General features: G+C 49.3%; 21 protein-coding genes and 2 rRNA genes (1 of these 23 only partly in view). 4 read left to right on the top strand and 19 right to left on the bottom strand.

Annotated elements, in window-relative coordinates; all coding sequences use genetic code 11:
* Positions 1-5 precede the first annotated feature (5 nt).
* Positions 6-917: a hypothetical protein gene (locus tag ACOQOZ_RS08655; protein WP_420591872.1), complete on the top strand. Its 912-nt coding sequence runs from the start codon at positions 6-8 to the stop codon at positions 915-917.
* A gap of 47 nt (positions 918-964) precedes the next feature.
* Here the strand turns inward: ACOQOZ_RS08655 and rnhB are convergent, their stop codons facing one another.
* From rnhB to rpsB, 15 genes are all read right to left on the bottom strand, one after another.
* Positions 965-1,591 (bottom strand): ribonuclease HII, encoded by a 627-nt coding sequence (rnhB, locus tag ACOQOZ_RS08660; protein ID WP_420591873.1) that lies wholly within the window; start codon positions 1,589-1,591, stop codon positions 965-967.
* Entirely contained in the window at positions 1,588-2,721 is a 1,134-nt protein-coding gene (gene lpxB / locus ACOQOZ_RS08665) for a lipid-A-disaccharide synthase (RefSeq protein ID WP_420591874.1), read from the bottom strand. The genes rnhB and lpxB overlap by 4 nt, the downstream gene beginning before the upstream one ends.
* A gap of 22 nt (positions 2,722-2,743) precedes the next feature.
* On the bottom strand, positions 2,744-3,514 hold the full coding sequence (lpxA, locus tag ACOQOZ_RS08670) for an acyl-ACP--UDP-N-acetylglucosamine O-acyltransferase (protein ID WP_420591875.1): 771 nt from the start codon (positions 3,512-3,514) through the stop codon (positions 2,744-2,746).
* A complete protein-coding gene (gene fabZ / locus ACOQOZ_RS08675) occupies positions 3,511-3,969 on the bottom strand; it encodes a 3-hydroxyacyl-ACP dehydratase FabZ (RefSeq protein WP_420592410.1) in 459 nt (152 codons plus the stop codon). The genes lpxA and fabZ overlap by 4 nt, the downstream gene beginning before the upstream one ends.
* Before the next feature lie 5 nt (positions 3,970-3,974).
* Positions 3,975-4,997, bottom strand: a complete 1,023-nt coding sequence (lpxD, locus tag ACOQOZ_RS08680; protein ID WP_420591876.1) for a UDP-3-O-(3-hydroxymyristoyl)glucosamine N-acyltransferase — start codon at positions 4,995-4,997, stop codon at positions 3,975-3,977.
* Between the two features lie 16 nt (positions 4,998-5,013).
* Entirely contained in the window at positions 5,014-5,514 is a 501-nt protein-coding gene (locus tag ACOQOZ_RS08685; protein WP_420591877.1) for an OmpH family outer membrane protein, read from the bottom strand.
* 30 nt (positions 5,515-5,544) lie between these two features.
* On the bottom strand, positions 5,545-8,100 hold the full coding sequence (gene bamA / locus ACOQOZ_RS08690; RefSeq protein ID WP_420591878.1) for an outer membrane protein assembly factor BamA: 2,556 nt from the start codon (positions 8,098-8,100) through the stop codon (positions 5,545-5,547).
* Between the two features lie 35 nt (positions 8,101-8,135).
* Positions 8,136-9,476: an RIP metalloprotease RseP gene (rseP, locus tag ACOQOZ_RS08695; protein WP_420591879.1), complete on the bottom strand. Its 1,341-nt coding sequence runs from the start codon at positions 9,474-9,476 to the stop codon at positions 8,136-8,138.
* On the bottom strand, positions 9,473-10,654 hold the full coding sequence (gene ispC, locus ACOQOZ_RS08700) for a 1-deoxy-D-xylulose-5-phosphate reductoisomerase (protein ID WP_420591880.1): 1,182 nt from the start codon (positions 10,652-10,654) through the stop codon (positions 9,473-9,475). The genes rseP and ispC overlap by 4 nt, the downstream gene beginning before the upstream one ends.
* Before the next feature lie 3 nt (positions 10,655-10,657).
* Positions 10,658-11,500, bottom strand: a complete 843-nt coding sequence (locus ACOQOZ_RS08705; protein ID WP_420591881.1) for a phosphatidate cytidylyltransferase — start codon at positions 11,498-11,500, stop codon at positions 10,658-10,660.
* Positions 11,493-12,257 carry an isoprenyl transferase gene (locus ACOQOZ_RS08710; protein ID WP_420591882.1) on the bottom strand — a complete coding sequence of 255 codons (765 nt, stop codon included), beginning with the start codon at positions 12,255-12,257 and terminating at the stop codon, positions 11,493-11,495. The genes ACOQOZ_RS08705 and ACOQOZ_RS08710 overlap by 8 nt, the downstream gene beginning before the upstream one ends.
* 28 nt (positions 12,258-12,285) lie before the next feature.
* Positions 12,286-12,843 carry a ribosome recycling factor gene (gene frr, locus ACOQOZ_RS08715; RefSeq protein ID WP_068656517.1) on the bottom strand — a complete coding sequence of 186 codons (558 nt, stop codon included), beginning with the start codon at positions 12,841-12,843 and terminating at the stop codon, positions 12,286-12,288.
* The gene (gene pyrH, locus ACOQOZ_RS08720) at positions 12,840-13,580 is read right to left on the bottom strand and encodes a UMP kinase (protein ID WP_420591883.1); all 741 of its coding nucleotides are present in this window, start codon (positions 13,578-13,580) and stop codon (positions 12,840-12,842) included. Before pyrH ends, frr begins: the two co-directional genes overlap by 4 nt.
* Positions 13,581-13,742: 162 nt before the next feature.
* Positions 13,743-14,594: a translation elongation factor Ts gene (tsf, locus tag ACOQOZ_RS08725; protein ID WP_420591884.1), complete on the bottom strand. Its 852-nt coding sequence runs from the start codon at positions 14,592-14,594 to the stop codon at positions 13,743-13,745.
* Positions 14,595-14,679: 85 nt separating this feature from the next.
* Positions 14,680-15,426, bottom strand: coding sequence for a 30S ribosomal protein S2 (gene rpsB / locus ACOQOZ_RS08730; protein ID WP_420591885.1), 747 nt, complete (start codon positions 15,424-15,426; stop codon positions 14,680-14,682).
* Between the two features lie 308 nt (positions 15,427-15,734).
* On the opposite strand from rpsB, the gene map reads away from it, so the two are divergent.
* Both map and glnD read left to right on the top strand, forming a co-directional pair.
* Positions 15,735-16,511, top strand: a complete 777-nt coding sequence (gene map / locus ACOQOZ_RS08735; RefSeq protein WP_420591886.1) for a type I methionyl aminopeptidase — start codon at positions 15,735-15,737, stop codon at positions 16,509-16,511.
* A gap of 43 nt (positions 16,512-16,554) precedes the next feature.
* Positions 16,555-19,257: a [protein-PII] uridylyltransferase gene (glnD, locus tag ACOQOZ_RS08740; RefSeq protein ID WP_420591887.1), complete on the top strand. Its 2,703-nt coding sequence runs from the start codon at positions 16,555-16,557 to the stop codon at positions 19,255-19,257.
* A 144-nt stretch (positions 19,258-19,401) separates the two neighbouring features.
* On the opposite strand, the gene ACOQOZ_RS08745 is transcribed toward glnD, so the two are convergent.
* Together ACOQOZ_RS08745 and ACOQOZ_RS08750 are read right to left on the bottom strand one after the other, a co-directional pair.
* Complete coding sequence (locus ACOQOZ_RS08745; RefSeq protein ID WP_420591888.1) at positions 19,402-20,760, bottom strand: DEAD/DEAH box helicase; 1,359 nt, start codon at positions 20,758-20,760, stop codon at positions 19,402-19,404.
* Between the two features lie 120 nt (positions 20,761-20,880).
* Positions 20,881-21,432 (bottom strand): nucleoside deaminase, encoded by a 552-nt coding sequence (locus ACOQOZ_RS08750; protein ID WP_420591889.1) that lies wholly within the window; start codon positions 21,430-21,432, stop codon positions 20,881-20,883.
* A 125-nt stretch (positions 21,433-21,557) separates the two neighbouring features.
* Between ACOQOZ_RS08750 and ACOQOZ_RS08755 the strand changes: the two genes are divergently transcribed.
* Positions 21,558-22,586, top strand: coding sequence for a hypothetical protein (locus ACOQOZ_RS08755; RefSeq protein ID WP_420591890.1), 1,029 nt, complete (start codon positions 21,558-21,560; stop codon positions 22,584-22,586).
* A 432-nt stretch (positions 22,587-23,018) separates the two neighbouring features.
* On the opposite strand, the gene rrf is transcribed toward ACOQOZ_RS08755, so the two are convergent.
* Positions 23,019-23,134, bottom strand: a 5S ribosomal RNA gene (rrf, locus tag ACOQOZ_RS08760).
* 164 nt (positions 23,135-23,298) lie between these two features.
* Positions 23,299-25,052: ribosomal RNA gene (locus ACOQOZ_RS08765) — 23S ribosomal RNA — on the bottom strand (it continues 1,134 nt past the right edge of the window).

A 25,052-nucleotide genomic window follows, 5' to 3' on the forward strand; every position in this document is an offset into this window, starting at 1 on the left:
CTGATATGCAGCACGCAGATATCGAAGTTATTAAACAAGCCATCAGTGAGTCGGACTTTTCATCAGTCAGTAAACAACCGCTGGATGAGTACCTGACCACACTGCTCGAAGATGAAAGCGGGGTCGAATTGATTATCGCCCTGCGTAATCATAAACAGGTAAACGATGAAGAGATTTTTCAGCAGTTGATTTTTCCAATGCTGATCAACCTTCAGGATGGCGAATGGCAGGGAAAAACCGCACAACTGTTAAACGCGCTGGCAAATACCTCACGTGACGGATCGCTGATATTGGCAGACAGTGAAGATATCTGGCGTTACGCCAATGATTATTCACTACCGGTTATTAAAGCCCTGATTCAGATTAATGCAGACATTGATCACAACGCATTACTGGCAACAACGTTTTCCGGTGACCATGATGTCGAATATCGTTTGTTCGATTTTATCATTGAACACTTTGCTGAGTTTTCGCCAGCAGCACTGGCAGCAACCTGTGCAACCGTTGTCAGTCGAGAGCCTTTTACGGCTGATGAGGAAACGGAGCAGCAAGACCAAAGAGTCATCGTGACATTACTCATGCATGGCGCCAACCTGGACACCTGCTTCACTGACCGCCCCGTCTGGTCTGGCTGGCATACGGACTGTATCTCATTATTTGGCGCCTTTCTGATCCATCGGCCGGAGCTGTTAAGCCTGCCTCAGGTGGATAAAAGTTATATTCCATCACCAGATGCATGGGAAAATATGGATTGGGATTTTCTGGTGTGTGAAGGAGAGTTTAATCACAACCACCTGGCGGCAATTAACGCTCTGATATCCAAAGGAACACAACTGCCCGTTAATGAGATTCGCATAGCATTAATCAATAATGGATTAAGCGAATTGGCCAGTGCATTGTCGTCTTCCGACAACTAAATAAGACGAATAAATACGGTTACAGGCACTACAAAAAAAAGTGGCAGTTAGGGCAATAACTTCTTCACCGGCGCATACGAGCGGCGGTGAATATCACAAGGCCCATGTTCTGCTAACGCCTCTAAATGGGCTTTGGTGCCATAGCCTTTGTGTTTGGCAAAACCGTATTCAGGGTAGAGTTCATCGAGTTTAATCATTTCACGATCACGCTGAACTTTAGCCAGCACAGATGCAGCTGAAATTGCAGCAACCAGCGCATCGCCTTTAATAATAGCGGTCGCTTCAATATCCAGCTCAGGCAATTTATTGCCATCAATCAGTGCATGCTGACAATTTTCCTGTAGCCCATTCACCGCGCGACTCATCGCCAGCATCCGGGCATTGAGAATATTAATGCGATCAATTTCCTCAACGGTGGCGCGGGCAATGCAATAATCGATGGCTTTCTCACGAATTTCATCAAATAACCGTTCGCGTTTTTTTTCCGTGAGTTTTTTCGAATCGGTTAACTCCGGAATCGGTTTATCCGGATCAAGAATCACGGCAGCGGCAACAACATCGCCACACAGAGGGCCGGCACCGGCTTCATCGACACCACAATAAACCACGGCATCATCGAGTAACTGCTGCTCTATCTCGGTCTGTACCGAACTGACGGAATCCTGTTCGCTCATGACTCGATCAGTTCCGCAACCGCAGCCGCCGCTTCTTCGTCGGCATTACGTTTGAGCTGACGATGAATAAACAGATAGGTCTCGTGCAGCTGATGCATATCATCACTATCTTCCAGACGAGCTAACAAGGCTTCAGACAGGTTTTCTGCGGTGGCTTCGTGTTGAATCAACTCCGGCACCAGTTCGCGACTGGCGAGTAAATTCGGCAATGAAATATAAGGCTGAGTCACAAGGCGCTTAAGAATTTTATAGGTCAGGGGCGCTACAATATAACTGACGACCATCGGCTTCTTCAGCAGCATGGCTTCCAGCGTGGCAGTACCCGATGCCAGCAGAATCGTATCCGACGCCGCCATACAGGTTTGTGAACGACCCAGAATCACTTTAACCGGTAAATTCCCCGGATATTGCGCCAGCATATTTTCGATCTGGTTACGACGATCAACACTGGCTGCCGGAATAATAAACTGCAGGTCGTTGCGCTTTTCCAGCATTAATTCGGCGGTACGTAAAAACACCGCACTAAGCCGTTCAACTTCACTACCACGACTGCCCGGCATCAGACAAACAACCTGACGGTTCTTATCCAGCCCAAGTTCTTCACGTGACGGTGCGGTCGGCGTTTCAAGCGCAATTTTATCAGCCAGATGGTGACCAACAAATTTCACAGGGACATCGTGTTCCTGATAAAACCTGGCTTCAAACGGGAACAGCGTCAGCATTAAATCCACCGCTTTAGCGATTTTTAATACCCGCTTTTCGCGCCAGGCCCAAACCGACGGACTGACATAATGCGCTGTTTTAATTCCACTCTGACGCAGCTTCTGTTCCAGCGTCAGGTTAAAGTCGGGCGCATCAATACCAATAAATACATCCGGCGGATTAGCACGCCAGCGTTTAATCAGATCGCGGCGAACTTTTAGCAGCTCAAACAAACGGCCAAGAACTTCAACCAGCCCCATCACCGACAAACGTTCCATTGGCACCAGGCTGTTGAAACCCTGAGCCATCATCAATGGACCGCCAATTCCTTCAAACGTGGCATCCGGATAACGTTGCTTTAATTGCTGAATCAGGCCAGCCCCGAGCATGTCGCCCGAGGTTTCACCGGCTACGATGGCTATGCGCATAGTGAGTGTCTTGAATATTTAACTAACGAATAATGCCGCGATCACCGGCCTGCAGACTATCGAACAATACTTTTACAGCTTCATCCTGTTGGGCAACAGGTTCAATCTGTTCCAGCGCTTCGACCAGGGTCAGGCTTTGACGATACAGAGTTTTGTAGGCAGCACGTAAACGATTAATATTGTCTTTAGCAAAACCACGACGCTTCAGGCCTTCAACATTAATACCATGCGGCTTGACCGGATATCCCTGGGACATGATATATGCCGGGATATCTTTTAATACGATACTGCCGGTACCACACATCGAATGTGCACCGATATGGCAGAACTGATGTACCTGAGTCGCACCGCCTAAAATGGCGTAATCACCGATTTTTACATGGCCTGCGACGTTGGTGTCATTGGCGAGAATGCAGTTATCGCCAATAATTGCATCATGGGCAACATGCACGTTAACCATAAATAAATTATTACTACCGACCTGCGTATGGCCAGCATCCTGCACCGTACCACGATGGAAAGTGCAGGCTTCGCGAATTACGTTATTGTCGCCAATCGCGAGAGTGGTTGGTTCTCCCGCGTATTTTTTATCCTGACATTCCTCACCAATGCTGGCGAACTGGAATATCTTATTGTTCTTTCCGATTTTAGTTGGGCCACGCACAATGACGTGCGGGCCAATGACAGTTCCTTCGCCAATTTCAACGTCTGGGCCCACAATAGAAAAAGGGCCGATTTCAACGTTGTCCGCAATTTTTGCGGCAGGGTCTACGATTGCTCGAGGATCAATCATGTTTGCTCCAGCTGTCGTTCCGCACAGACGATATCTGCTGAACAGACGACTTTATCATCTACAAGAGCGCGGCACGTAAACTTCCATATGCCGCGACGATGGCTGATGTAACGGGACTCAAGAACGACCTGATCTCCCGGTACAATAGGTTGTTTAAAACGCACATTATCGGCACTGGCAAAGTAATACAAAGTATTGGCTGCTTTTTCGTGTCCGAGAATGGTTAACCCCAGAATGCCAGCTGATTGAGCCATGGCTTCCAGTGTTAATACACCAGGCATAATCGGATGCCCGGGGAAGTGACCATTAAAAAAATCTTCATTAATGGTTACGTTTTTCAGAGCACGAATAGTAGGACCATCTTCGTGTTCTAAATCAATTTCGTTTACCCGGTCAACCAACAGGAATGGATAACGATGTGGCAAAAATTCCTGTATTTGTTGAATATCATGCAGGGACATCAAACTTCACCTTTTCTGGCTTTTTCTAACTGTTGCAGGCGTTTCGCCATAGAATCCAGTTGTCGGAAACGCGTGGCACTGCGGCGCCATTCGTTCATTGGCATTTGCGCGGTACCGGAAGCGTAAGCACCCTTTTCAGTAATGGATTTACTGATCAGAGACATCGCAGCGATGTGAACACCGTCAGCAATATCGAGATGCCCGGAAATACCCACACCACCAGCGATGGTGCAATATTTACCAATGGTGGTACTGCCGGCAATACCGGCGTTGCCTGCTAACGCAGAGCCCTGACCGATACGCACATTATGAGCAACCTGTACCAGGTTATCGATGATGACATCATCTTCGATAACGGTATCGCCCAGTGCACCACGATCGATACTGACATTGGATCCAATTTCTACATCACTACCAATACGCACGCCACCCAGCTGACAGATTTTATGCCATTTGCCTTTATCAGGGGCAAAACCAAAACCATCAGCGCCGATCACAGTGCCGGAATGAACGGTTACCCGATCACCGAATACAACATTGTGATACAGAGTGACATTCGGATTAATCTGACAGTGATCGCCAATAATACAGTGATCACCAATCACAGCACCAGCGCCAATTTCGCTACCCGCGCCAATCTGGCAATACTCACCAATAACCGCATTAGCAGCAACAGAAGCATCAGCAGCAACGGTCGCAGTTTCAGCCACAACCGCTGTGGGATGAATGCCCGTCGTCACTTTGGGTCTGTCGTTAAACAGCTGACTGGCCTGAGCAAAACTTAAATAAGGATTGACCGCTACTAATGCACTACCGGCAACCTGGTCGGCCAGATCTTCGGAAACAATAACAGCGGATGCACGGCTTTCACTGAGCTGACTCTGATAGCTCGGATTTGCCAGAAAGCTCACCTCTCCGGCTTGTGCATCTTTCAGCGTATTCAGGCCGGTTACTGGCTGATCCGCATCCCCAATTAATTTCAGGCCAAGTTGGCTGGCTAATTCACCCAGAGTGATCTGCATAATTCCAATCCGATGGTTATTCAGACTTCGCGTTCAAGCGTTCCAACAACAACTTGGTAATGTCCGCCTTTTGCGATACGTAGATCGCAGCGCCGGACTGAAGCACAACATCATAACCAGCTTCATCGATGATTGCTTTAAGCAACTTTTCAATATCAGGCAATTGTTTTTGGAAAAAATCTCTCTTCCATTTTTGTTCCATTTGCTGCAGCTTCTTGGCAAAGAACTGGAATTCCGCTTTTTTCTCTTCAAAATCGTTAGCCGATTTACGACGCTCATCGTCGCTCATCACATCAGCATTTTTCTGAACCTGTTCCTGTAGATCACGTAATTTCTGCTCCAGGCCTTTCAGCTTATCGATATCCGTTTTGTTATTCGCTTCGAAGTTTTTTGCAGACGCTTTAAATACATCAGATAAAAACAGTGCACGTTCCATATCAACAACGGCAACTTTTGTACCTTCTGCAATTGCAGTATTCATCAGCAGCGCAGCTGCCATAGCCATTAACCAGCGCATCCTCATGCTCCTTAATTGTTTTATGTAATATTAAAATACCTGGCCCAGAGAGAACTCGAAGCCTTCAGTACGATCTCCACGCTGCTCATTCAGCGGCACGGAGTAGGTAAAAGTCAGCGGACCAATTGCCGTAATCCAGGTTAAGCCAGCACCGAAGCTGGTACGGATTTCAGACAAATCAATTCCGGTGTCACAATACGGGTGATTGTTCAGATTAGGGACATCAATATCCGATGGTTTGAAACACTCATCGGTGAAGGTATTACCCGCATCCAGGAAGAACACACTGCGCACAGAGCTGCGGTCTTCAACAAAAGGCAGCGGATAAATCAGTTCGAAACTGGCTTCCGTCAGGATATTACCGCCCAGAGCGCGCTCATCTTCGAGGAACAACGGCGCCGTCTGTACGGAACCGGAACTGGTGGTTTTGTACACCGGACGGTAACGGTTCGGGTTAGAAATACTCACAGCTGCACCATCAACATCGGTGGCGTACACCACGTTTGGCGCACTGGAATCAGTCACCGGACGACCCAGTTCATCCAGTTCAAACACCGGCTTACCACCGCTGTCCGTTTCCACCACGTTAACCACTGTGTATTCCGGCAGGCCTTTGGCACCTAAGCTGTTCGCCCGGTAACCACGTACTGAGCCAACACCACCAGCACGGAAGTTTTTGAAGAAGGGCAAGCGGTCCAGATCACCGTAGCCATCACCATAACCCAGCTCAGTACGTAATCTCAGCGCCCAGTCATCAGCAATCGGGTAATAGTAGTTGGCGGTGTAACCCAGTTTGTAATACGTCAGGTCACTGCCCGGAACAGCAATGTCTGCCGAGATACGATGTTCTGTACCAGCGGTTGGGAATAGGCCACGGTTAAGGTTGTTGTAGCGCCAGTTCAGACCCAGAGTGTATTCGTTAAAGTTTTTACCCTCGTCTTCAACGAACTGTACGATCTCGCGCGGCACTGTATTGCCAAGGAACATTTCGGTATTGGTGTAACCCAGTGACATAGACACACGCTGACGGTGTGAAATTGGATAACCAAAGGTCATGTTACCGCCTTTGGCATTGGTCTGATAATCACTGACCGTATTTAAGTTACTGAAGTCTGTCTTACGGTAAAACAGGTTAAAACCACGACTTACACCATCAATGGTGTAATACGGATTGGTGTACGAGAAGTTGTAAGACTGAACCGTATTGTTCTTCTGCAGGCCCAGGCTCATGCGGTTACCGGTACCCAGGAAGTTGTTCTGACTTACGCTGGCACCCAGAATGACACCACTCGTTCCGGCATAACCGATATTGAAGTTCAGGCTGCCACTTAACTGCTCTTCGACGTTGTAGTTAACATCGATCATATCGTCCGTGCCCGGAACAGCCGGGGTTTCTACGTTGACGTTTTTGAAGAAACCAAGCTGATTCAGACGACTTTTACCGGCATCGATTTTGTCGGTTGATGCCCAGCCACCTTCCATCTGGATCATTTCACGACGCAATACTTCATCCATGGTGCTCTGGTTACCACTGAAGTTGATATTACGAACGTAAGTACGTTTGCCCGGCTCAATAAAGAAGGTCAGATCGACTTCTTTTTCTTCGTCGTAGATTTTCGGAATACCATCAACTTTGGCAAAGGTATAACCGTCGTTACCGAGACGCTTGCCCATTAAATCACTGGTGAAGGTGACCCTACGACGGGAGAATGTATCGCCGCTTTTCAGCAGATAAAGTTGAGTGAATTCATCCTCTTCCAACACCAGATCCCCCGCCAGTTTCATATCGCGGATGGTATAGATATCGCCTTCAGTTACATTGATGGTGATGTAAACACCTTCTTTGTCTGGTGATACAGATACTTGAGTGGACTCGATGTTAAAACGAATATAACCACGGTCGAGGTAATAAGAACGCAGGGTTTCCAGGTCGGCGCCGAGTTTTTCACGGCTGTATTTATCGTCGCTGGCGTACCAGGACCAGAAATTTGAGGTTTGCAGCTGGAATTGCTTCAGCAGCTCTTCATCAGAAAACACTTTATTACCAACGATGTTAACGTGCTCAATCGTGGCAACATTGCCTTCTTCAACATTAATTTTCAGGGAAACACGGTTACGTGGCAGACGCACCACTTCCGTTTCAATACCGGCATCATAACGGCCCTGAGCGACATACTGTCGTTCCAGCTCTAACGCGATACGTTCCAGCGTTGAACGCTTGAATACCAGGCCTTCGGCCAGACCGGACTGTTTCAGACCATCCAGCAAGGCTTCTGTCTGAATCGCCTTATTACCTTCAATTTCAATACCGGTAATGGTTGGCAGTTCCACCAGCTTAACAATTAATACATTGCCATCGCGCAGCAGCTCAACGTCATTAAACAAGCCTGATTTAAACAGACGCTTAGACGCCGCCACTAAACGAGCACTGCTGACCTGATCGCCAACATTAATCGGGAAACGCTCGAATACGGTTCCGGCTGATACCCGCTGCAAACCTTCCAGGCGAATATCTTCGATCGTGAACGACTCAGCATTAACCTGCGAGCCCAGCCCCAATAACAGCGCAAACAACAAACAACGCATTAACAATGAATTCCAAAAAATGCCGGCTTAAAACCCTAGAGCCGGCTGATATCGTTATAAAATGCCACCATCATCAGGCCAAGCAGTAAAAACATGCCAAGCTTGATCGCAGCAATCTGAACCTTTTCAGGCAGTGGTTTACCCGTCAGCATCTCCGCGCTGTAAAACAAAATATGACCACCGTCGAGCATAGGTACAGGTAATAAATTCAGAACACCCAGCGATACACTGAGTAACGCCAGGAAGCCAACAAAACTTTCCAGGCCACCCGCCCCTGAAGCGCCCGCTACTTTAGCAATGGTGATAGGCCCACTCAAGTTCTTAACAGAGACATCACCACGGATCATTTTCCACAGCGACTCCAGTGTGAAGCTGATCAGCTCACCGGTACGTTCAAATCCTAATATCAGACCCTGGCCAATGCTGGCATGACTTGTAGTAATCCAGCTTTGCGGATAGCTCACCGGGAACGGGCCAATTCCGGCAAAACCGATGTTGTTACCATCGTCTGTGGTTTTGCTCGCAGGCGTCAGGCTCAGCTCGATGACATCTCCGGCACGCTCTACCTGCCAGCGCATCGCCATCTCTGGCGCTGCATGAATCTTTTCAACCACTTGCTGCCAGTTCTCAACCGCATCACCATCGATGGCAACAATGACATCTTCACTCTGAATACCAGCGGCCTGGGCACGGCCCTGATCAACGATCTGGCCAATCTTGGCAGGAATCTCAGGTAAGCGCGGGCGTAAACCCAGACCAGATAACGGGTCCGGAGCATCGCTGTCAGACAACCAGGCTGTAACCTGAACATTTACTTTACGTTGACCACCGGATGACGACATCAGGGTCACAGGAATACTGGCATCTTCACCGATGTAATTAACCAGCTGCCAACTGACTTCCTGCCAGCTTTGAGTAGCCTCATCAGCAACGGCAACAATTTCATCACCGCTGCGAATACCGGCAACGGCCGCAGGAGAATCGGCTTTTACGTCACCAACGACAGGGACAACACCGGACGTACCGGAAACAAACAGAAACCAATAAGCCAGAATGGCAAACAAGAAATTAGCAACAGGGCCTGCGGCTGCGATGGCAATACGCTGCCAGGCGGGCTTTTGAGTAAATGCCTGATCCAACAGGTGCTCAGGAACAGCGCCTTCGCGCTCATCCAGCATTTTGACGTAACCACCCAAAGGAATGGGGGCGATGGAGTATTCAGTTCCCTGCTTATCTTTCCATGACCATAAGGGGTTACCAAAACCCACTGAAAAGCGCAGCACTTTGACACCACAGCGGCGAGCCACCCAAAAGTGTCCATATTCATGAATAACCACCAGCACACTGATGGCAATGATGAAATACAGCAGTGTCACAGAGAATCCTCAGCCATTAACTGACGAGCACAACCTCGTGCCCAGTTATCCGCAGCCAATACCGTCTGCAGCTCGTCGATTTGCTCTACAGCATGACGTTTCATCACCTGCTCAATCAAGTCAGGGATCGCGTTAAATGACAGTTCTTGGCGTAAAAAAGCGTCAACCGCAACTTCGTTCGCAGCATTCAGAACCGCTGGCATAGTGCCACCAACAGCAAAGGCTTCACGCGCCAGGCGCAAACATGGAAAGGCGGTTTCGTCCGGAGGCATAAAGTCAAAACGTGCAATATCGAACAGATCCAGATGCTTTACACCGGCATCGATACGCTCTGGCCACGCCATACCGTAAGCAATCGGGGTGCGCATATCCGGTTGGCCGAGCTCCGCAATCACAGAGCCATCACAATATTGCACCATCGAATGAATAACACTCTGTGGGTGTACCACAACCTGAACCTGCTCTTGCTGGCAGTGGAACAGAAAACAGGCTTCAATCAGTTCAAGTCCCTTGTTCATCAGCGTGGCTGAGTCGACCGAAATCTTTGCTCCCATCGACCAGTTTGGATGAGCAACGGCTTGCGCTGGTGTTACATCTTGCAGTTCAGAACGCTGCTTACCACGGAACGGACCACCAGAAGCGGTTAACAGAATTTTGTCGATACCGTGGGGAGCAAATTCGCCAGAGTATTGCGCTGGCATACTTTGGAAGATGGCATTGTGCTCGCTATCGACGGGTAACAACTCAGCCCCACCCTGCTCAACCGCCTGCATAAACAAAGGACCCGCCATCACCAGGCTTTCCTTATTGGCCAGCAACACACGTTTACCAGCTTTGGCGGCTGCCAGCGAAGGTAATAAACCAGCGGCACCTACGATAGCGGCCATCACCTGGTGTACCTCCTCATGGGAAGCCACCGTTGCAAAAGCATCACCACCACTCAGGATTTCTGTCGCAGAGGTTGTTTGCTCAGCCAACTGGCTGGCTGCGGCTTCATCCGCCATCACCACATAACGCGGCTGAAACTCGGCAATATCCTTAGCCATCTGTTCAACACTGCGGGCAGCGGTTAGCGCAAACACACGGTACTTATCCGGATGGCGACGAATCACATCCAGCGTGCTCTGACCTATTGAACCGGTTGCTCCCAGAACAGTGACATTCTGAACGTCAGCCATAAATCAGGACAGACCCCAGTTAAACACCAACATGCAGAAGGCAAATACCGGAACGGCGGATGCCATGCTGTCGATACGATCCAGTACACCACCGTGACCAGGCAGCAGCTGAGAACTGTCTTTAATACCGCGATGACGCTTCATCATGCTTTCAACCAGATCACCCAGAACCGAGACAATAGCGGTGATCACAGTGATCATAAATAAGGTGATGGCAAAATCGATATCGACCGTCTGGATCTGGCTGTTGATATACACCAGGAAGCCAGCTCCAACCAACAAACTGGTTGCAAACCCGCCCCAGAAACCCGCCCAGGATTTACCAGGACTGACGTTCGGAGCCAGTTTGGCTTTGCCCCACTTACGGCCAGCAAAGTAAGCACCGGTGTCAGCACCCCAGATAATCAGCATCAGATAAATAATCAGTAATGAACTGTGTGGCTGCTGCTTGAGGTGCATAAATCCAACCCACATCGGAATCAGTACACACAAGCCCAGCAAAGCCCGAACAGGGCGCGCGTGCCACAGCTCGGTGCCGCCCGGGTACTGCTTCACCAGCGCGAAAGCAATAATCCACCACAAAGTGCCGACGGCAAGGAAATAAATCAGATAATCTTCATTGGCGTTAAGAAAGCGCGCCGTAACAAACAAACATACAAACATCACCGCAGCGTATAACACCCGACTCCAGTTCTTGGTGTAACCGGCGATGTTCGCCCACTCCCAAGCACCAACGGTGGCAATTGCAGCAATAAAATAGGCGAATTGTTTCAGTGGCAAAAAGAAAATGCCAAAAATCATTAAGGGTGCTAACACCAAAGCGGTGATGATACGTGTTTTAGTCACCTTGTGCTTCCTTCAGCTGATCGTCAGTGCGGCCGAATCGACGAGTGCGGTCGGCGAACGCAGTTAACGCTTTTTTATATTCTTGTTCTTTAAAATCAGGCCAGAGGGCATCGGAAAAATAGAATTCGGAGTAAGCGGTTTGCCACAGCATAAAGTTGCTGATGCGCTCTTCGCCACCGGTTCGGATCATCAGATCCGGCGCCGGAAACTCGCTTAACCAGGTATATTGGTGGAAGGTCTGCTCATTGATATCGTCGACGCTCAGACGGCCAGCCTGAACCTCTTCAGCAACACGCTTAGCTGCCTGCACAATATCCCATTGACCACCATAATTAGCCGCAATTACCAGTGTCATCGCACTGTTATCACGGGTCAGTTGATGTGCATCCTGCACCAGCTGCTGGATTTTCGGAGTGAACCCGGACAGGTCCCCCATCACCACCAGGCGGATGTTATTGCGGTGCAGTTTTTTTACTTCCCGCTCCAGTGCAGCAACAAACAGTTGCATCAGAGCGCTGACTTCTTTTTCCGGACGACGCCAGTTTTCACTGCTGAAAGCGAATAAGGTCAGTACCTCAACACCTTCATTAGCTGAAGTTTCAACCACAGCGCGAACAGCGTCGACACCCGCTTTATGCCCGGCTACGCCCGGCATAAAACGCTTTTTTGCCCAGCGGTTATTACCATCCATGATAATGGCAACATGCTTAGGCACCTGACCTTTTGAGGCCAGGCTATCATCGATACTCGTAGACATAAGAAATAGCTGCCTGAACCCGAAGGGTTTAGACCTGCATCAGATCCTTTTCTTTATCCGCTAACAGTCCATCGATCTGAGCAATAAACTTATCGGTCAGTTTCTGAATCTGATCTTCGCCACCGCGTTGTTCATCTTCAGAAATTTCTTTTTCTTTCAGCAGATCTTTAATGTCGCCGTTGGCATCACGACGGATATTACGGATCGATACACGACCTTTTTCCGCTTCCGCACGTGCTTGCTTGATATATTCTTTACGGGTTTCTTCGGTCAGTGGTGGCATTGGAATGCGGATCACATCACCGGAGGTTGCCGGATTCAGGCCCAGGTTAGCTTTCATAATGGCTTTTTCAATCGCCGGAATCATGTTCTTTTCCCACGGGTTAACCGCCAGGCTACGACCGTCTTCAACGATGATGTTAGCTACCTGAGAAATCGGCGTATCAGAACCGTAGTAATCAACCATCACGCCATCCAGAATGGCTGGATTAGCACGACCAGTACGAACTTTTTTAAACGCTTCAACCATTGCACCAACGCTTTTGGTCATGCGCTCTTCAGCATCTTGTTTGATTTCGTTAATCATGCGTTTTCTTCCTCACTGACAATCAGCGTACCGTCATTGCCGCCCGTCATCAGACGCGCCAGTACACCGGTTTCATTCATATCGTAAACACGCAGTGGCATGTTGTGGTCACGCGCCAGACAAATAGCGGTTAAATCCATAACACCCAATTGTTTTTCCAGTACTTCCTGGTAAGTCAGGCAATCGTACTTTTCTGCGGCTGGATCTTTCTTAGGGTCGGCAGTATACACACCATCGACATTGGTTGCTTTTAAAACCAGATCCGCATTAATTTCGATGCCACGCAAGCAGGCCGCTGAATCCGTGGTAAAAAATGGATTACCGGTACCGGCGGAAAAAATAACAACATCACCGGCATCCAGTGCACGGATTGCACTACGACGATCGTAATGATCAACCACACCACTCATCGGAATTGCAGACATCACACGAGTTGGCATATTCGCACGCTCTAACGCGTCACGCATCGCCAGCGCGTTCATTACCGTTGCCAGCATTCCCATATGGTCACCGGCAACACGGTCCAGACCCGCTTCACTTAATGCTTTACCGCGAAACAGGTTACCGCCGCCGATTACAATACCAACCTGAACGCCAATGCCTTTCAGCTGAGCGATTTCCAGAGCCATACGATCCAGTACTTTAGGATCGATACCAAAATCCATTTCCCCCATCAGGGCTTCACCGCTGAGTTTCAGCAAAATTCGTTTGTATTTAGCGCTTTTCTGTTCGGCCATACAGAAGTTCTCCAAATTAGGCAGGTAACGTGTGATAGTTGATTTTTAAAGCCATCACGGCTTGCCAACGAGCCTCTGCTCATTGGCGAGATACAAATATGCCGGGGCAAGCCCGGCATATGGTTGCATCACTGTCGTGACGTCAGTGATGCAAAAAGGCGATTAACCTTTCAGCTGTGCAGCAACTTCAGCAGCGAAGTCTACTTCTTCAACTTCGATACCTTCGCCTACTTCGATACGAACGAAAGAAACAACTTCCGCGCCAGCAGCTTTAGCCAGCTGAGCGATAGTTTGCTCTGGGTTCTTAACGAAAGCTTGCTCCAGCAGGCTGTTTTCTTTCAGGAACTTCTTGATACGGCCGCCCATCATTTTTTCAACGATTTCAGCTGGCTTACCTTCCATATCAGGCTGTGCCTTGATGATGTCTTGCTCTTTTTCCAGCTCTTCTTGCGGCATGTCTTCCGGACGCAGAACGCGTGGGTTAACAGCAGTTACGTGCATCGCGATGTCTTTAGCCAGCTCAGCGTCGCCGCCTTTCAGCTCAACGATGGCAGCGATTTTGCCGTTAGCGTGCAGATAAGCACCAACAGTTTCGCCTTCAACAACGAACGCACGACGAACAGTGATGTTTTCACCGATCTTCTGAACCAGAGCCATACGGTCTTCTTCCAGCTCACCTTCGGTCAGCTTGGCAACGTCGGTCTCTTTGGTTTCAGCCAGTTTTGCAACAACTTTGTCAGCAAAACCACCGAAGTTAGCATCGCCCGCAGCGAAGTCAGTTTCAGAGTTAACTTCAACTGCAACCACAACACCTTCAGCAACGTTAACACGTACTTTACCTTCGGCAGCAGTACGACCCGCTTTTTTAGCAGCCTTCAGACCAGAGTTTTTACGCAGATCTTCAATCGCCTTATCGATGTCACCATCGTTTGCAGTCAGTGCTTTTTTACACTCCAGCATACCCAGGCCAGTACGCTCACGCAGCTCTTTTACCAGTGCAGCAGAAATTGCCATATCAAATTCCTCTATAAATATTTGCGAAAAATCTTATATCCAAAAAAAGGGGGCAAGCCCCCTTTTTCGATCGAGCTTGTTAAGCTTATTCAGCGTCTGCTGCTGGAGCTTCTTCAGCTACTTCAACGAATTCGCTCGCTGGAGCACCATTCGCTTGCTTACCGTCCAGTACCGCATCAGCCATAGCAGTTGCGTAGATCTGGATAGCGCGGATCGCGTCATCGTTACCTGGGATAACGTAGTCGATGCCGTCTGGGTTAGAGTTAGTATCAACGATACCAACAACCGGGATACCCAGCTTGTTAGCTTCCTGGATCGCAATACGCTCGTGTTCAACGTCGATTACGAATACCAGATCAGGCAGACCGCCCATCTCTTTGATACCACCGATGGAACGCTCTAATTTTTCCATCTCACGAGTACGCATCAGCGCTTCTTTCTTAGTCAGCTGCTCAAAAGTACCGTCGTTTTGTTGCGCTTCTAAGTCACGCAGACGCTTAATAGACTGACGGATAGTTTTGTAGTTAGTCAGCATACCGCCCAACCAGCGGTGAGCTACGAAAGGCTGACCAGAACGGGTCGCTTGCTCTTTGATGATTTTGCCAGCTGCACGCTTAGTACCAACAAACAGAACTTTGTTGTTTTTAGCAGCCAGAGTTTCAACAACGCTCAGAGCTTCATTCAGAGCCGGAACAGTGTGCTCCAGGTTGATGATATGAATCTTGTTGCGAGCACCAAAGATGTATTTGCCCATCTTTGGGTTCCAGTAACGGGTTTGGTGACCGAAGTGTACACCTGCTTTCAGCAGGTCACGCATGCTTACTTGTGCCATGATATTTACCTTATGTATTGGGTTAGGCCTCCACGTACCCATCTTGCCGACCCGTTTAGCTTATATAAAAGCCGTCGGGGCACCCCGGCAACACGTTACAGTACGTGTGTGTGTTTTATTCCCGGCATCACTTTGTAATCCGGGGCGATATTTCGCGGGCGCTTTATACCATTTTTAACCCACCAACACCAGCATCGGTATACGATTCTTCGATATCGATCCACTACGATCACGACAGGCGGTACAACTCAGCCATCACAACCAGTACAATAGCGTTTTTATTCATTAAAACAGGTACACCGCCCGGTATGAATGTCACCATCAAAACCGCCGAAGAAATCGAAAAAATGCGCGTTGCAGGCCGTCTGGCTGCAGAAGCTCTGGAGATGATTGGCGAATACGTAAAACCAGGCGTGACGACCGGTGAGCTGGACCGTATCTGTCACGACTATATTGTTAACGAGCAACAAGCCATTCCGGCACCGTTGAATTACCGTGGTTTTCCTAAGTCGATCTGCACGTCAGTAAACCACGTAATCTGTCACGGCATTCCAAGTGACGACAAAGTGCTGAAAAAAGGCGACATTGTTAATATCGATATCACCGTGATCAAAGACGGCTACCACGGCGATACCAGCAAGATGTTCCATATCGGTGAAGCCACCGCGCCGAACCAGCGCCTGGTCGATATCACACAAGAATGCCTGTACATGGGCATTGATCTGGTGAAACCCGGCACTCGCCTCGGCGACATTGGTGCCGCGATTCAGAAGCACGCCGAAAAGAACCACTACTCCATTGTGCGCGAATACTGCGGCCACGGCATTGGTAAAGAGTTCCACGAAGATCCGCAAGTATTGCACTACGGCAAAGCCGGCACTGGCATGGAATTAAAAGAAGGCATGATTTTCACCATCGAACCGATGGTCAATCAGGGCACTCGATTTAACAAACTGATGAAAGACGGCTGGACAGTAGTGACCAAAGACCGCAAGCTGTCCGCTCAATGGGAACACACCATTCTGGTAACAGCGGACGGTTACGAAGTACTGACCCGCCGTAAAGAAGAAACCCGGTTCTGGTAATCCCATCCTCCTTATGTCCGGTTCAGAAACACAGGAAGCAGCAATGGATACCCAGGCGATTCAGTTAATGCAGATTGCCCCCGAGCAATTAATGCAACAACTGCAGGAATCGCCATCACCGCTTCCTGTTGTTAAACCACTACTGGCGGAACTACTCGATAATGCCCATCAGTATTTTCGCCTGACACTCGACGCCGATACGCTTGTTCCTCACCGCTCTCAGCAAATTGATGTCATCTTAAACTGCCTCTGGCGCCACATGGGTCTGGAGAACGAATTACTGTCGCTGGTTGCTGTTGGTGGTTATGGCCGCGGCGAGTTACACCCACACTCAGACATCGACGTACTGCTTCTGTGTGCTGACGATGATGCCATCAACAATAATGCCGAAAACCTGCAGTCGTTTATTACCCTGCTTTGGGATCTGAAACTGGATATCGGCCACAGTGTACGCACACTCCAGGAGTGCTCCGACGAAGCGGCCAAAGATCTGACCATCATCACCAATATGATGGAAAGTCGTCTCCTGGCAGGTAGTGAGTCCTTACTTAAACAGCTGAAAGTCGCTACCCAAACAGACAAATTGTGGCCCGCCGACCAGTTCTTTAATGCTAAGTGGAACGAGATTCAGGAACGCCACAAAAAGCACAAAAGCTCTGAGTACAACCTTGAGCCTAATGTGAAAAACTCGCCGGGCGCTCTGCGTGATATTCAGACCATCAGCTGGGTAACCATGCGTCATTTCGATAAAGGTAGCCTGCAGGCGCTTCAGGACAAAGGCTTCCTGACCGAGTTTGAGCATCAGCGCCTGTCGCTGAGCATGCAGTTCTTATGGCGCACCCGCTATGCATTACACATGGTGGCCGGTCGTGAAGAAGATCGCCTGCTGTTCGACCTGCAACGTGACGTAGCCGAGGTACTTGGCTTTGAAGACGACAACCGCCAGCTCGGTGTTGAGCGTTTTATGTCACAGTTCTATCGCAATCAGCTAGCCACACTGGAGCTGGCAGACTTACTTCTACTGCACTTTAACGATGACTTTGTGAAGTGTGGGCAGATCAGCGATGTAGAACCGTTAAACGAACACTTTTTCCTGTGTAATGGTTTCCTGCAGTTAAACGACAACGACACCGACCTGTTCCAGCGCGAGCCAGAATGGTTGTTAAAAGTTTTCCTGCTAATGGCAAAACGCCCGGAAGCCAAAGGAATTCACACCAACACCATTCGCGCATTGCGGGAAAACCGCCATCTGATCGATGACGAATTCCGTAACAACCCGGTTCACAACCAGCTATTTATGCAGCTGATCCGCAACCGTCGTTGTGTTGTGCGGGAACTGTCACGCATGATGCGTTACGGCATTCTCGGACTGTATATTCCGGAGTTCGGCAAAATCATCGGCATGATGGAACACGACCTGTTCCATATTTACACCGTCGACGAACACAGCCTGCGCATGACCCGCATGTTGCGCCAATTCCGTTTCGGCGAAGACGTACGCGAACGCTTCCCGGTAGCCTCACGACTGATCCACCGGGTGCAGAAAAAAGAACTGCTGTATCTGACGGCGTTATTACACGACACCGGCAAGAGTATTGAAGGCGATCATTGTGTCACCGGCGCAGAAATAGCACGCAATTTCTGCCGCCAGCACAACCTGCGACCTACCGATGGTCATATGGTCGCCTGGCTGATCGAAAACCACCTGCTGATGAGCCATGCTTCACAGCGCCTCGATCTGAACAACCCGGATGACATTCATCAGTTTGCTCTCGAAGTTGGTGACCAGAACCACCTGGAAATGTTGTATTTGATTTCAGTTGCTGACGTGGTAACCACCAATCCAAAACTCTGGACCAGCTGGCGTGCGGAACAAATGCGCGCTCTGTACCACAACACAAAAGCAGCCTTGCGTCGCGGCCTGGGTAACCCGCTGAACAAAGATGAAGTGATTGCTGATATTCAGCATGAAATTCATGAACAGTTATCGGCTGACGGCCTGTCGGATCAACGCATCGCCGAACTGCTAGGAGAGCCAGGCGACGATTACTTCCTGCGTGAAGGTGTTGATAATATCGTCTGGCACTGTCGCGAGATTAACCAGCATGGCGAAAGCGGCAAACCACTGGTTTCTATTCGCCAGATTGGAGACCACGAGTTTGAAGGTGCCACTCAGATCTTTATCTTTATGAAAGATCAGCCCAACCTGTTTGCGGTGACCACAGCCACCCTTGATCAGCTCAACCTGAACATTCAGGACGCCCGCATCATGACGTCCGAAGGCGAACACAATGCCGTCGACACCTACATCGTACTCGATGAAAACAATCAGGCGATTGAAGATCCGCAAAGACTGGAGACAATCCGCACTACCCTGCAGGAATCCCTGTCACAACCCGATGAGTTCACCACCATCATCATGCGCCGCACACCACGCATGCTGAAACAGTTCCAGGTCGAAACTCACGTCACCATGAGTAATGATCCGGTGATGCAACGTACGGTGCTGGAAGTAACTGCCGCCGACCGCCCAGGCTTACTTGCTCGCATGGGAGCTATTTTTGCGGAATTCGGCGCCCAAATGCAGGGAGCGAAGATTCTGACCGAAGGTGAAAAAGTCTCAGATATTTTTTATATCGTCGATGAGGCGGGTAATCCGTTCTCAGATGTTGAACGCTGTGAAGATTTGCAAGAAGCCATCATCATGGGACTGGATGAGCAGGTGGAAGCTCAATCTGCTGTTTAACTCTCCAGATCTCGCGGTACATAACATCAGCTTAGGTGCTAACAATAAACAACCTTCTATGGCATGGATGCCATAGCAGAGCCTCCAGGGATGGATATACGGAGTGTTGTATTTGTTAGTACCATAAGATGATACTCGCCCAAGTTACTTCTTACGCTTAATTGGCGCAAAACCTTCGGTGTCCATCAGGTTAGATGGCTTGGCATCGGTTTTCGGACGAGATGGGCGTGGGCCACCACGCTTTTTATCAGACGCTTTCTTCGCCGCTGGCCCTTTCTTAGCTTTTTTAGCCGCGATCTTACGATCAGCTGGCTTCAGCTTTTTCTTGCCGCCTGCCTTGCCAGACGCCTTCAGATTTTTCGGACCGCGATATTTGCCTTTCAGCTCTTTAATTTCACGCTCTTCCATATTTTGCTGAAGATAACGTTCAATGCCCGCTTTCAGATTCCACTCATTTGGAGCAATCAGGCTAATTGCCAGACCTGCACGCCCTGCACGGCCGGTACGACCGATACGGTGAACATATTCATCACCTTTACGTGCGAGGTCGTAGTTGATCACCAGATCCATACCTTCAACGTCCAGACCACGAGCGGCAACATCCGTAGCAACCAATACACGACGCTTGCCTTCGCGTAATGACTGCATCACATAGTTACGCTCATCCTGAGTCATTTCACCGTGCAGGCTGGCCAGGTCATCGCGATGACGGCGCAGGAATTCGAATAAACGCTCAACTTCGTCACGCTTATTCACGAAGATTATGGCTTTCTCAAACTTTTCGTTCGATAGCAGCCAGGTTACTAAACGGTCTTTATGAGCATTATCGTCGGCCAGAATACGCTGCTGAACGATATAAGAGTGACGATCCTGAATACTGCTGGTTGTGATTTCCTGCGGTTCATTCAGCATGGCTTTGGCAATACGACCCACACCTTCATGGCGCAAGGTTGCCGACAACATAAAGGTCTGTCGCTCTGCCTTACAACGACCAACAATCATGCTCATATCTTCGGCGAAGCCCATATCTAACATACGATCAGCTTCGTCTAATACCAGAAACTCCAGATCGCCCAGTTCAGCAGTATCGCGCTTCAGGTGATCCACTAAACGGCCCGGCGTGGCAACGATAATCTCCGGGTTCTTACGCAGGATAGAAGCCTGGAATTTAAATTCTTCACCACCAGTAAGAGAGCCCACTTCCAGTCGCGTCAGCTCGGTAAACACCTTACAGGTTTTAAACACCTGCTTGGCCAGTTCACGGGTCGGCACCAGAATCAGAGCACGGGTCGCAGAATTTGGCGCATCCTGATCCAGCATTTTCTGCATCATTGGCAGCAGATAGGCCAGCGTTTTACCGGAACCGGTTTCGGCACACACCTGCATATCTTCACCGGCCATCGCCAGTGGCAACACTTCGCTCTGAACATCGGTCGGTTCAGTAATTTTTAACTTTTCCAGACCCAGCATTAAACGTGGGTTAAATTCGATATCTGCAAACAAAGGAAGTGCTCTCGATAAAACTCAGGAGGAAATTTAACTGATCAGGTTCAGTTATCTGTGAACAGCGGAAGTATAACAGCATGAGGGAAAACAGGCCCGGATTAACTGTTGAGACCGCCCTTACATCCCCTTCCAGGCTGCCAGAGTACGCTGACGCATTACAACAGGATCCTGCAACTCAGACATCAGAGATTCGGCCAGTTTAATCCAATAAGGCTGAACATTAGCCTGTTCAACCGACACTCTGACTGCCAGATCACGCCAAACAGGTGGCAATAGGTGCAGGTAATCAGCAAATCCGCCAGCCTTGTCTTTAGCAAGATAACGTACCCGGGTGATACCCGATAACAAGATCCGCCCATAACACATCAGGCAAGGCTCAAGACTAACAAACAGTGTTAAGTCATCTCTGTTATATCCTTGTGCATTGAGCTCAAACTGATCAAGCAACAGCATCTCAGCATGAGCATGACTATGGAAACCTTCGCTAAATACCTGATTTTTAGAGGAGCACAGCAGCTCGTCGGCAGAATTTACCAGCACAGCACCAACGCCATAACACTTCTGCTCAAGAGCCAACAACCCTTGCTCACAACACAATCGGGCCCATGTATCATGAACAGATAATGCAGAAGGAGCCTGATCTAATAACACCTGGTGCTCTGCTTGCATTCACTCGCCTCCAATCACTGCAAAGAAATTTCAGCCTATTACCAGTGGCGCATCAGCACAATGACACAACTTCGTTGCTTGAGTAGTCTTTGAGTAATAAAAATGACAATAAACCGAGGTGACCCATGGATGTCACATTTCGCTTCTCATTACTGACGTTAATGTTGTTCTCATTCTTAAGCCAGGCCAATGCCGAGAATAACCCTAAAACTAATTTTGAATGGCAAAGCTTTCCATACGAACAGCAGGGTTTCGACTATTCCGGCGATAAACTTCAGGAATACTGGTTTTTGCTGAACCGCTCTACCGACTACCCATTTCCTGATAGCTCATACCTAACCTCCGTACTAGACGCCAATCCTGAGCTGAAACTGGCAACACCGGAGTTTGAGTCAATTGACCAGCTCGCTGAGAACCTCCAGAACGCCTGGCGTGAGTTTTTCCGCGGCAACTTTCAACAAGCGGCCAAGCAGGGCTATGCGCTCGGGCCACTAGGGCATGGCGTGGCCTTCTACTCACAGGCCACCTATGGCTTGCGCCTCGAGGACGATAAAGACAAACGTCACGCATTATGGGAAGACATCATCGACCGCCACGAGCAAACGAAACACCTGACTGGGCATGACATTATGGCCCGCTACTTTGCCTTCTACTCGATGGCTCGCCTTAGCGAAGAGATATCCGCTCCCGTCGTTCTCACTCGGGGATATATGGATACTTTATCTGAAGAGCTGAATGCCATGATCAAAGCCGAGCCCTTTAACGTTTTTGTGCTTGCTGCTAAAGGATCAATGGACGCAGGTATCGTGCGTAAAATGGGGCATTTTATGGGACGTATGGCCTACGGTGCTGATGATGAAGTCGTTGAAAGCTATTACAAAGCCGCCTTGGGACAGAACCGGCGTATCACAAACGTTCATCTGGAGGCCGCCCAAAGCCTGCTATATATCCATAAACGCAAAGGACTGGACAGAGCTCTGGAGCAAATGCGAATTGCTGCGGAAATTGAGCCCATCTCTGCAATGGAGAAACTTGATAGCTTCCATGCAAAGAAGCTTCTGAAAGAATTGGAAGAGATCAAAGCCAAAAACGGCGTCGGGCTGCGTGATTATATTAAGCGCGGGACTGAGTCTGGGAAGACTTATTATCTGTAATAAGATTTAAACATTGAGCATTTCACAGCCTCTGCAATTGCTAACCGTAGGGGCTTTTTTATTTTTAGTTACTCAGGGCCAGTGAATCCGGCTTAGCGGTTAACCCCTGAACCAAACTTACTGTGTTCATCATAAATCACCTTCTATGGCATGGATGCCATAGCAGAGCCTCCAAGGATGGATGCACGGCGTGTGATGTTGATGAATACAGTGAGGTTGGTTTCCTTCAATTCCTCTCACCTCCACCATCCGGTATTCCCTCACAACACGCAGCCAGTACGTCCTTGTATGCTCGGCTGCTGCGTCCTGCAGCAGACGGTTGTTCCAGCAACACACGGATAATGAAGATTAAATAGGCATTAGATTCTGGAGTTTCTTACGCGCAAAGAAAAACCCCTGACCACATAAGTGATCAGGGGTTTTAGGATAAGAGCTTGACGATGACCTACTCTCACATGGGGAAGCCCCACACTACCATCGGCGATGCTGCGTTTCACTTCTGAGTTCGGAATGGATTCAGGTGGTTCCACAGCTCTATTGTCGTCAAGCAAACTTGTATGCATTGTTGTCGTCTTACGGTGTCTGCGACTACGTTGCAAATAAGGTTGGATACATGAGTATTTTGATTCTCTAGCGAACCGGCGGCTGCCGATTGTTCTTTACTCTGTTTTATTCAGAGCTGGCTTGTTAACACAACCAGTTTGGGTGTTATATGGTCAAGCCTCACGGGCAATTAGTACAAGTTAGCTCAACGCCTCACAACGCTTACACACCTTGCCTATCAACCAGGTAGTCTTCCTGGGCCCTACAGGGAACTCGAAGTTCCAGTGAGATCTCATCTTGAAGGGGGCTTCCCGCTTAGATGCTTTCAGCGGTTATCCTGTCCGAACGTAGCTACCGGGCAATGCCATTGGCATGACAACCCGAACACCAGAGGTTCGTCCACTCCGGTCCTCTCGTACTAGGAGCAGCTCTTCTCAAATCTCAAACGCCCACGGCAGATAGGGACCGAACTGTCTCACGACGTTCTAAACCCAGCTCGCGTACCACTTTAAATGGCGAACAGCCATACCCTTGGGACCGGCTTCAGCCCCAGGATGTGATGAGCCGACATCGAGGTGCCAAACACCGCCGTCGATGTGAACTCTTGGGCGGTATCAGCCTGTTATCCCCGGAGTACCTTTTATCCGTTGAGCGATGGCCCTTCCATACAGAACCACCGGATCACTATGACCTACTTTCGTACCTGCTCGACGTGTCTGTCTCGCAGTTAAGCCGGCTTATGCCATTGCACTAACCTCCTGATGTCCGACCAGGATTAGCCGACCTTCGTGCTCCTCCGTTACTCTTTGGGAGGAGACCGCCCCAGTCAAACTACCCACCACACAGTGTCCTCGATCCAGATAATGGACCTGAGTTAGAACCCCAAATTGACCAGGCTGGTATTTCAAGATTGGCTCCACCGAATCTGGCGATCCGGCTTCAAAGCCTCCCAGCTATCCTACACAAGCCAATTCAAAGTTCACTGTGAAGCTATAGTAAAGGTTCACGGGGTCTTTCCGTCTAGCCGCGGGAACGCAGCATCTTAACTGCGAATTCAATTTCACTGAGTCTCGGGTGGAGACAGTGTGGCCGTCGTTACGCCATTCGTGCAGGTCGGAACTTACCCGACAAGGAATTTCGCTACCTTAGGACCGTTATAGTTACGGCCGCCGTTTACCGGGGCTTCGATCAAGAGCTTCGCAGATGCTAACCCCATCAATTAACCTTCCGGCACCGGGCAGGCGTCACACCCTATACGTCCACTTTCGTGTTTGCAGAGTGCTGTGTTTTTAATAAACAGTCGCAGCCACCTGGTATCTTCGACCGGCCAGAGCTTACGGAGCAAGTCCTTCACCCTAGCCGGCGCACCTTCTCCCGAAGTTACGGTGCCATTTTGCCTAGTTCCTTCACCCGAGTTCTCTCAAGCGCCTTGGTATTCTCTACCTACCCACCTGTGTCGGTTTAGAGTACGGTTTCTTTGTAGCTGAAGCTTAGAGGATTTTCCTGGAAGCATGGCATCGACCACTTCGGACTCCGTAGAGTCACCGTCATCACGTCTCGGCATTGAAGACCCGGATTTGCCTAAGTCTTCTGCCTACCAGCTTAAACACGGACAACCAACGCCGTGCTGGCCTAGCCTTCTCCGTCCCCCCATCGCACTACAAACAAGTACAGGAATATTAACCTGTTTCCCATCGACTACGCTTCTCAGCCTCGCCTTAGGGTCCGACTAACCCTGCCCCGATTAACGTTGGACAGGAACCCTTGGGTTTCCGGCGAGGGAGTTTTTCACTCCCTTTATCGTTACTCATGTCAGCATTCGCACTTCTGATACCTCCAGCCTGGTTCACACCTTGACCTTCAACGGCTTACAGAACGCTCCTCTACCATGCACAAAGTGCATCCGTAGCTTCGGTGTACAGT

The organism is Bacterioplanoides sp., from assembly GCF_965219715.1.
Lineage (GTDB): Bacteria > Pseudomonadota > Gammaproteobacteria > Pseudomonadales > Oceanobacteraceae > Bacterioplanoides.

Bases quoted from the DNA above. Each gene is read 5' to 3' on its own strand.
- pyrH (WP_420591883.1), bottom strand. From the start codon at position 13,580: ATGGCCGAACAGAAAAGCGCTAAATACAAACGAATTTTGCTGAAACTC.
- frr (WP_068656517.1), bottom strand. From the start codon at position 12,843: ATGATTAACGAAATCAAACAAGATGCTGAAGAGCGCATGACCAAAAGC.
- ACOQOZ_RS08750 (WP_420591889.1), bottom strand. From the start codon at position 21,432: ATGCAAGCAGAGCACCAGGTGTTATTAGATCAGGCTCCTTCTGCATTA.
- lpxA (WP_420591875.1), bottom strand. From the start codon at position 3,514: ATGATTGATCCTCGAGCAATCGTAGACCCTGCCGCAAAAATTGCGGAC.
- ACOQOZ_RS08655 (WP_420591872.1), top strand. From the start codon at position 6: ATGCAGCACGCAGATATCGAAGTTATTAAACAAGCCATCAGTGAGTCG.
- rnhB (WP_420591873.1), bottom strand. From the start codon at position 1,591: ATGAGCGAACAGGATTCCGTCAGTTCGGTACAGACCGAGATAGAGCAG.
- ispC (WP_420591880.1), bottom strand. From the start codon at position 10,654: ATGGCTGACGTTCAGAATGTCACTGTTCTGGGAGCAACCGGTTCAATA.
- ACOQOZ_RS08685 (WP_420591877.1), bottom strand. From the start codon at position 5,514: ATGCGCTGGTTAATGGCTATGGCAGCTGCGCTGCTGATGAATACTGCA.
- map (WP_420591886.1), top strand. From the start codon at position 15,735: ATGAATGTCACCATCAAAACCGCCGAAGAAATCGAAAAAATGCGCGTT.
- ACOQOZ_RS08710 (WP_420591882.1), bottom strand. From the start codon at position 12,257: ATGTCTACGAGTATCGATGATAGCCTGGCCTCAAAAGGTCAGGTGCCT.
- lpxD (WP_420591876.1), bottom strand. From the start codon at position 4,997: ATGCAGATCACTCTGGGTGAATTAGCCAGCCAACTTGGCCTGAAATTA.
- lpxB (WP_420591874.1), bottom strand. From the start codon at position 2,721: ATGCGCATAGCCATCGTAGCCGGTGAAACCTCGGGCGACATGCTCGGG.
- ACOQOZ_RS08755 (WP_420591890.1), top strand. From the start codon at position 21,558: ATGGATGTCACATTTCGCTTCTCATTACTGACGTTAATGTTGTTCTCA.
- tsf (WP_420591884.1), bottom strand. From the start codon at position 14,594: ATGGCAATTTCTGCTGCACTGGTAAAAGAGCTGCGTGAGCGTACTGGC.
- bamA (WP_420591878.1), bottom strand. From the start codon at position 8,100: ATGCGTTGTTTGTTGTTTGCGCTGTTATTGGGGCTGGGCTCGCAGGTT.
- rpsB (WP_420591885.1), bottom strand. From the start codon at position 15,426: ATGGCACAAGTAAGCATGCGTGACCTGCTGAAAGCAGGTGTACACTTC.
- glnD (WP_420591887.1), top strand. From the start codon at position 16,555: ATGGATACCCAGGCGATTCAGTTAATGCAGATTGCCCCCGAGCAATTA.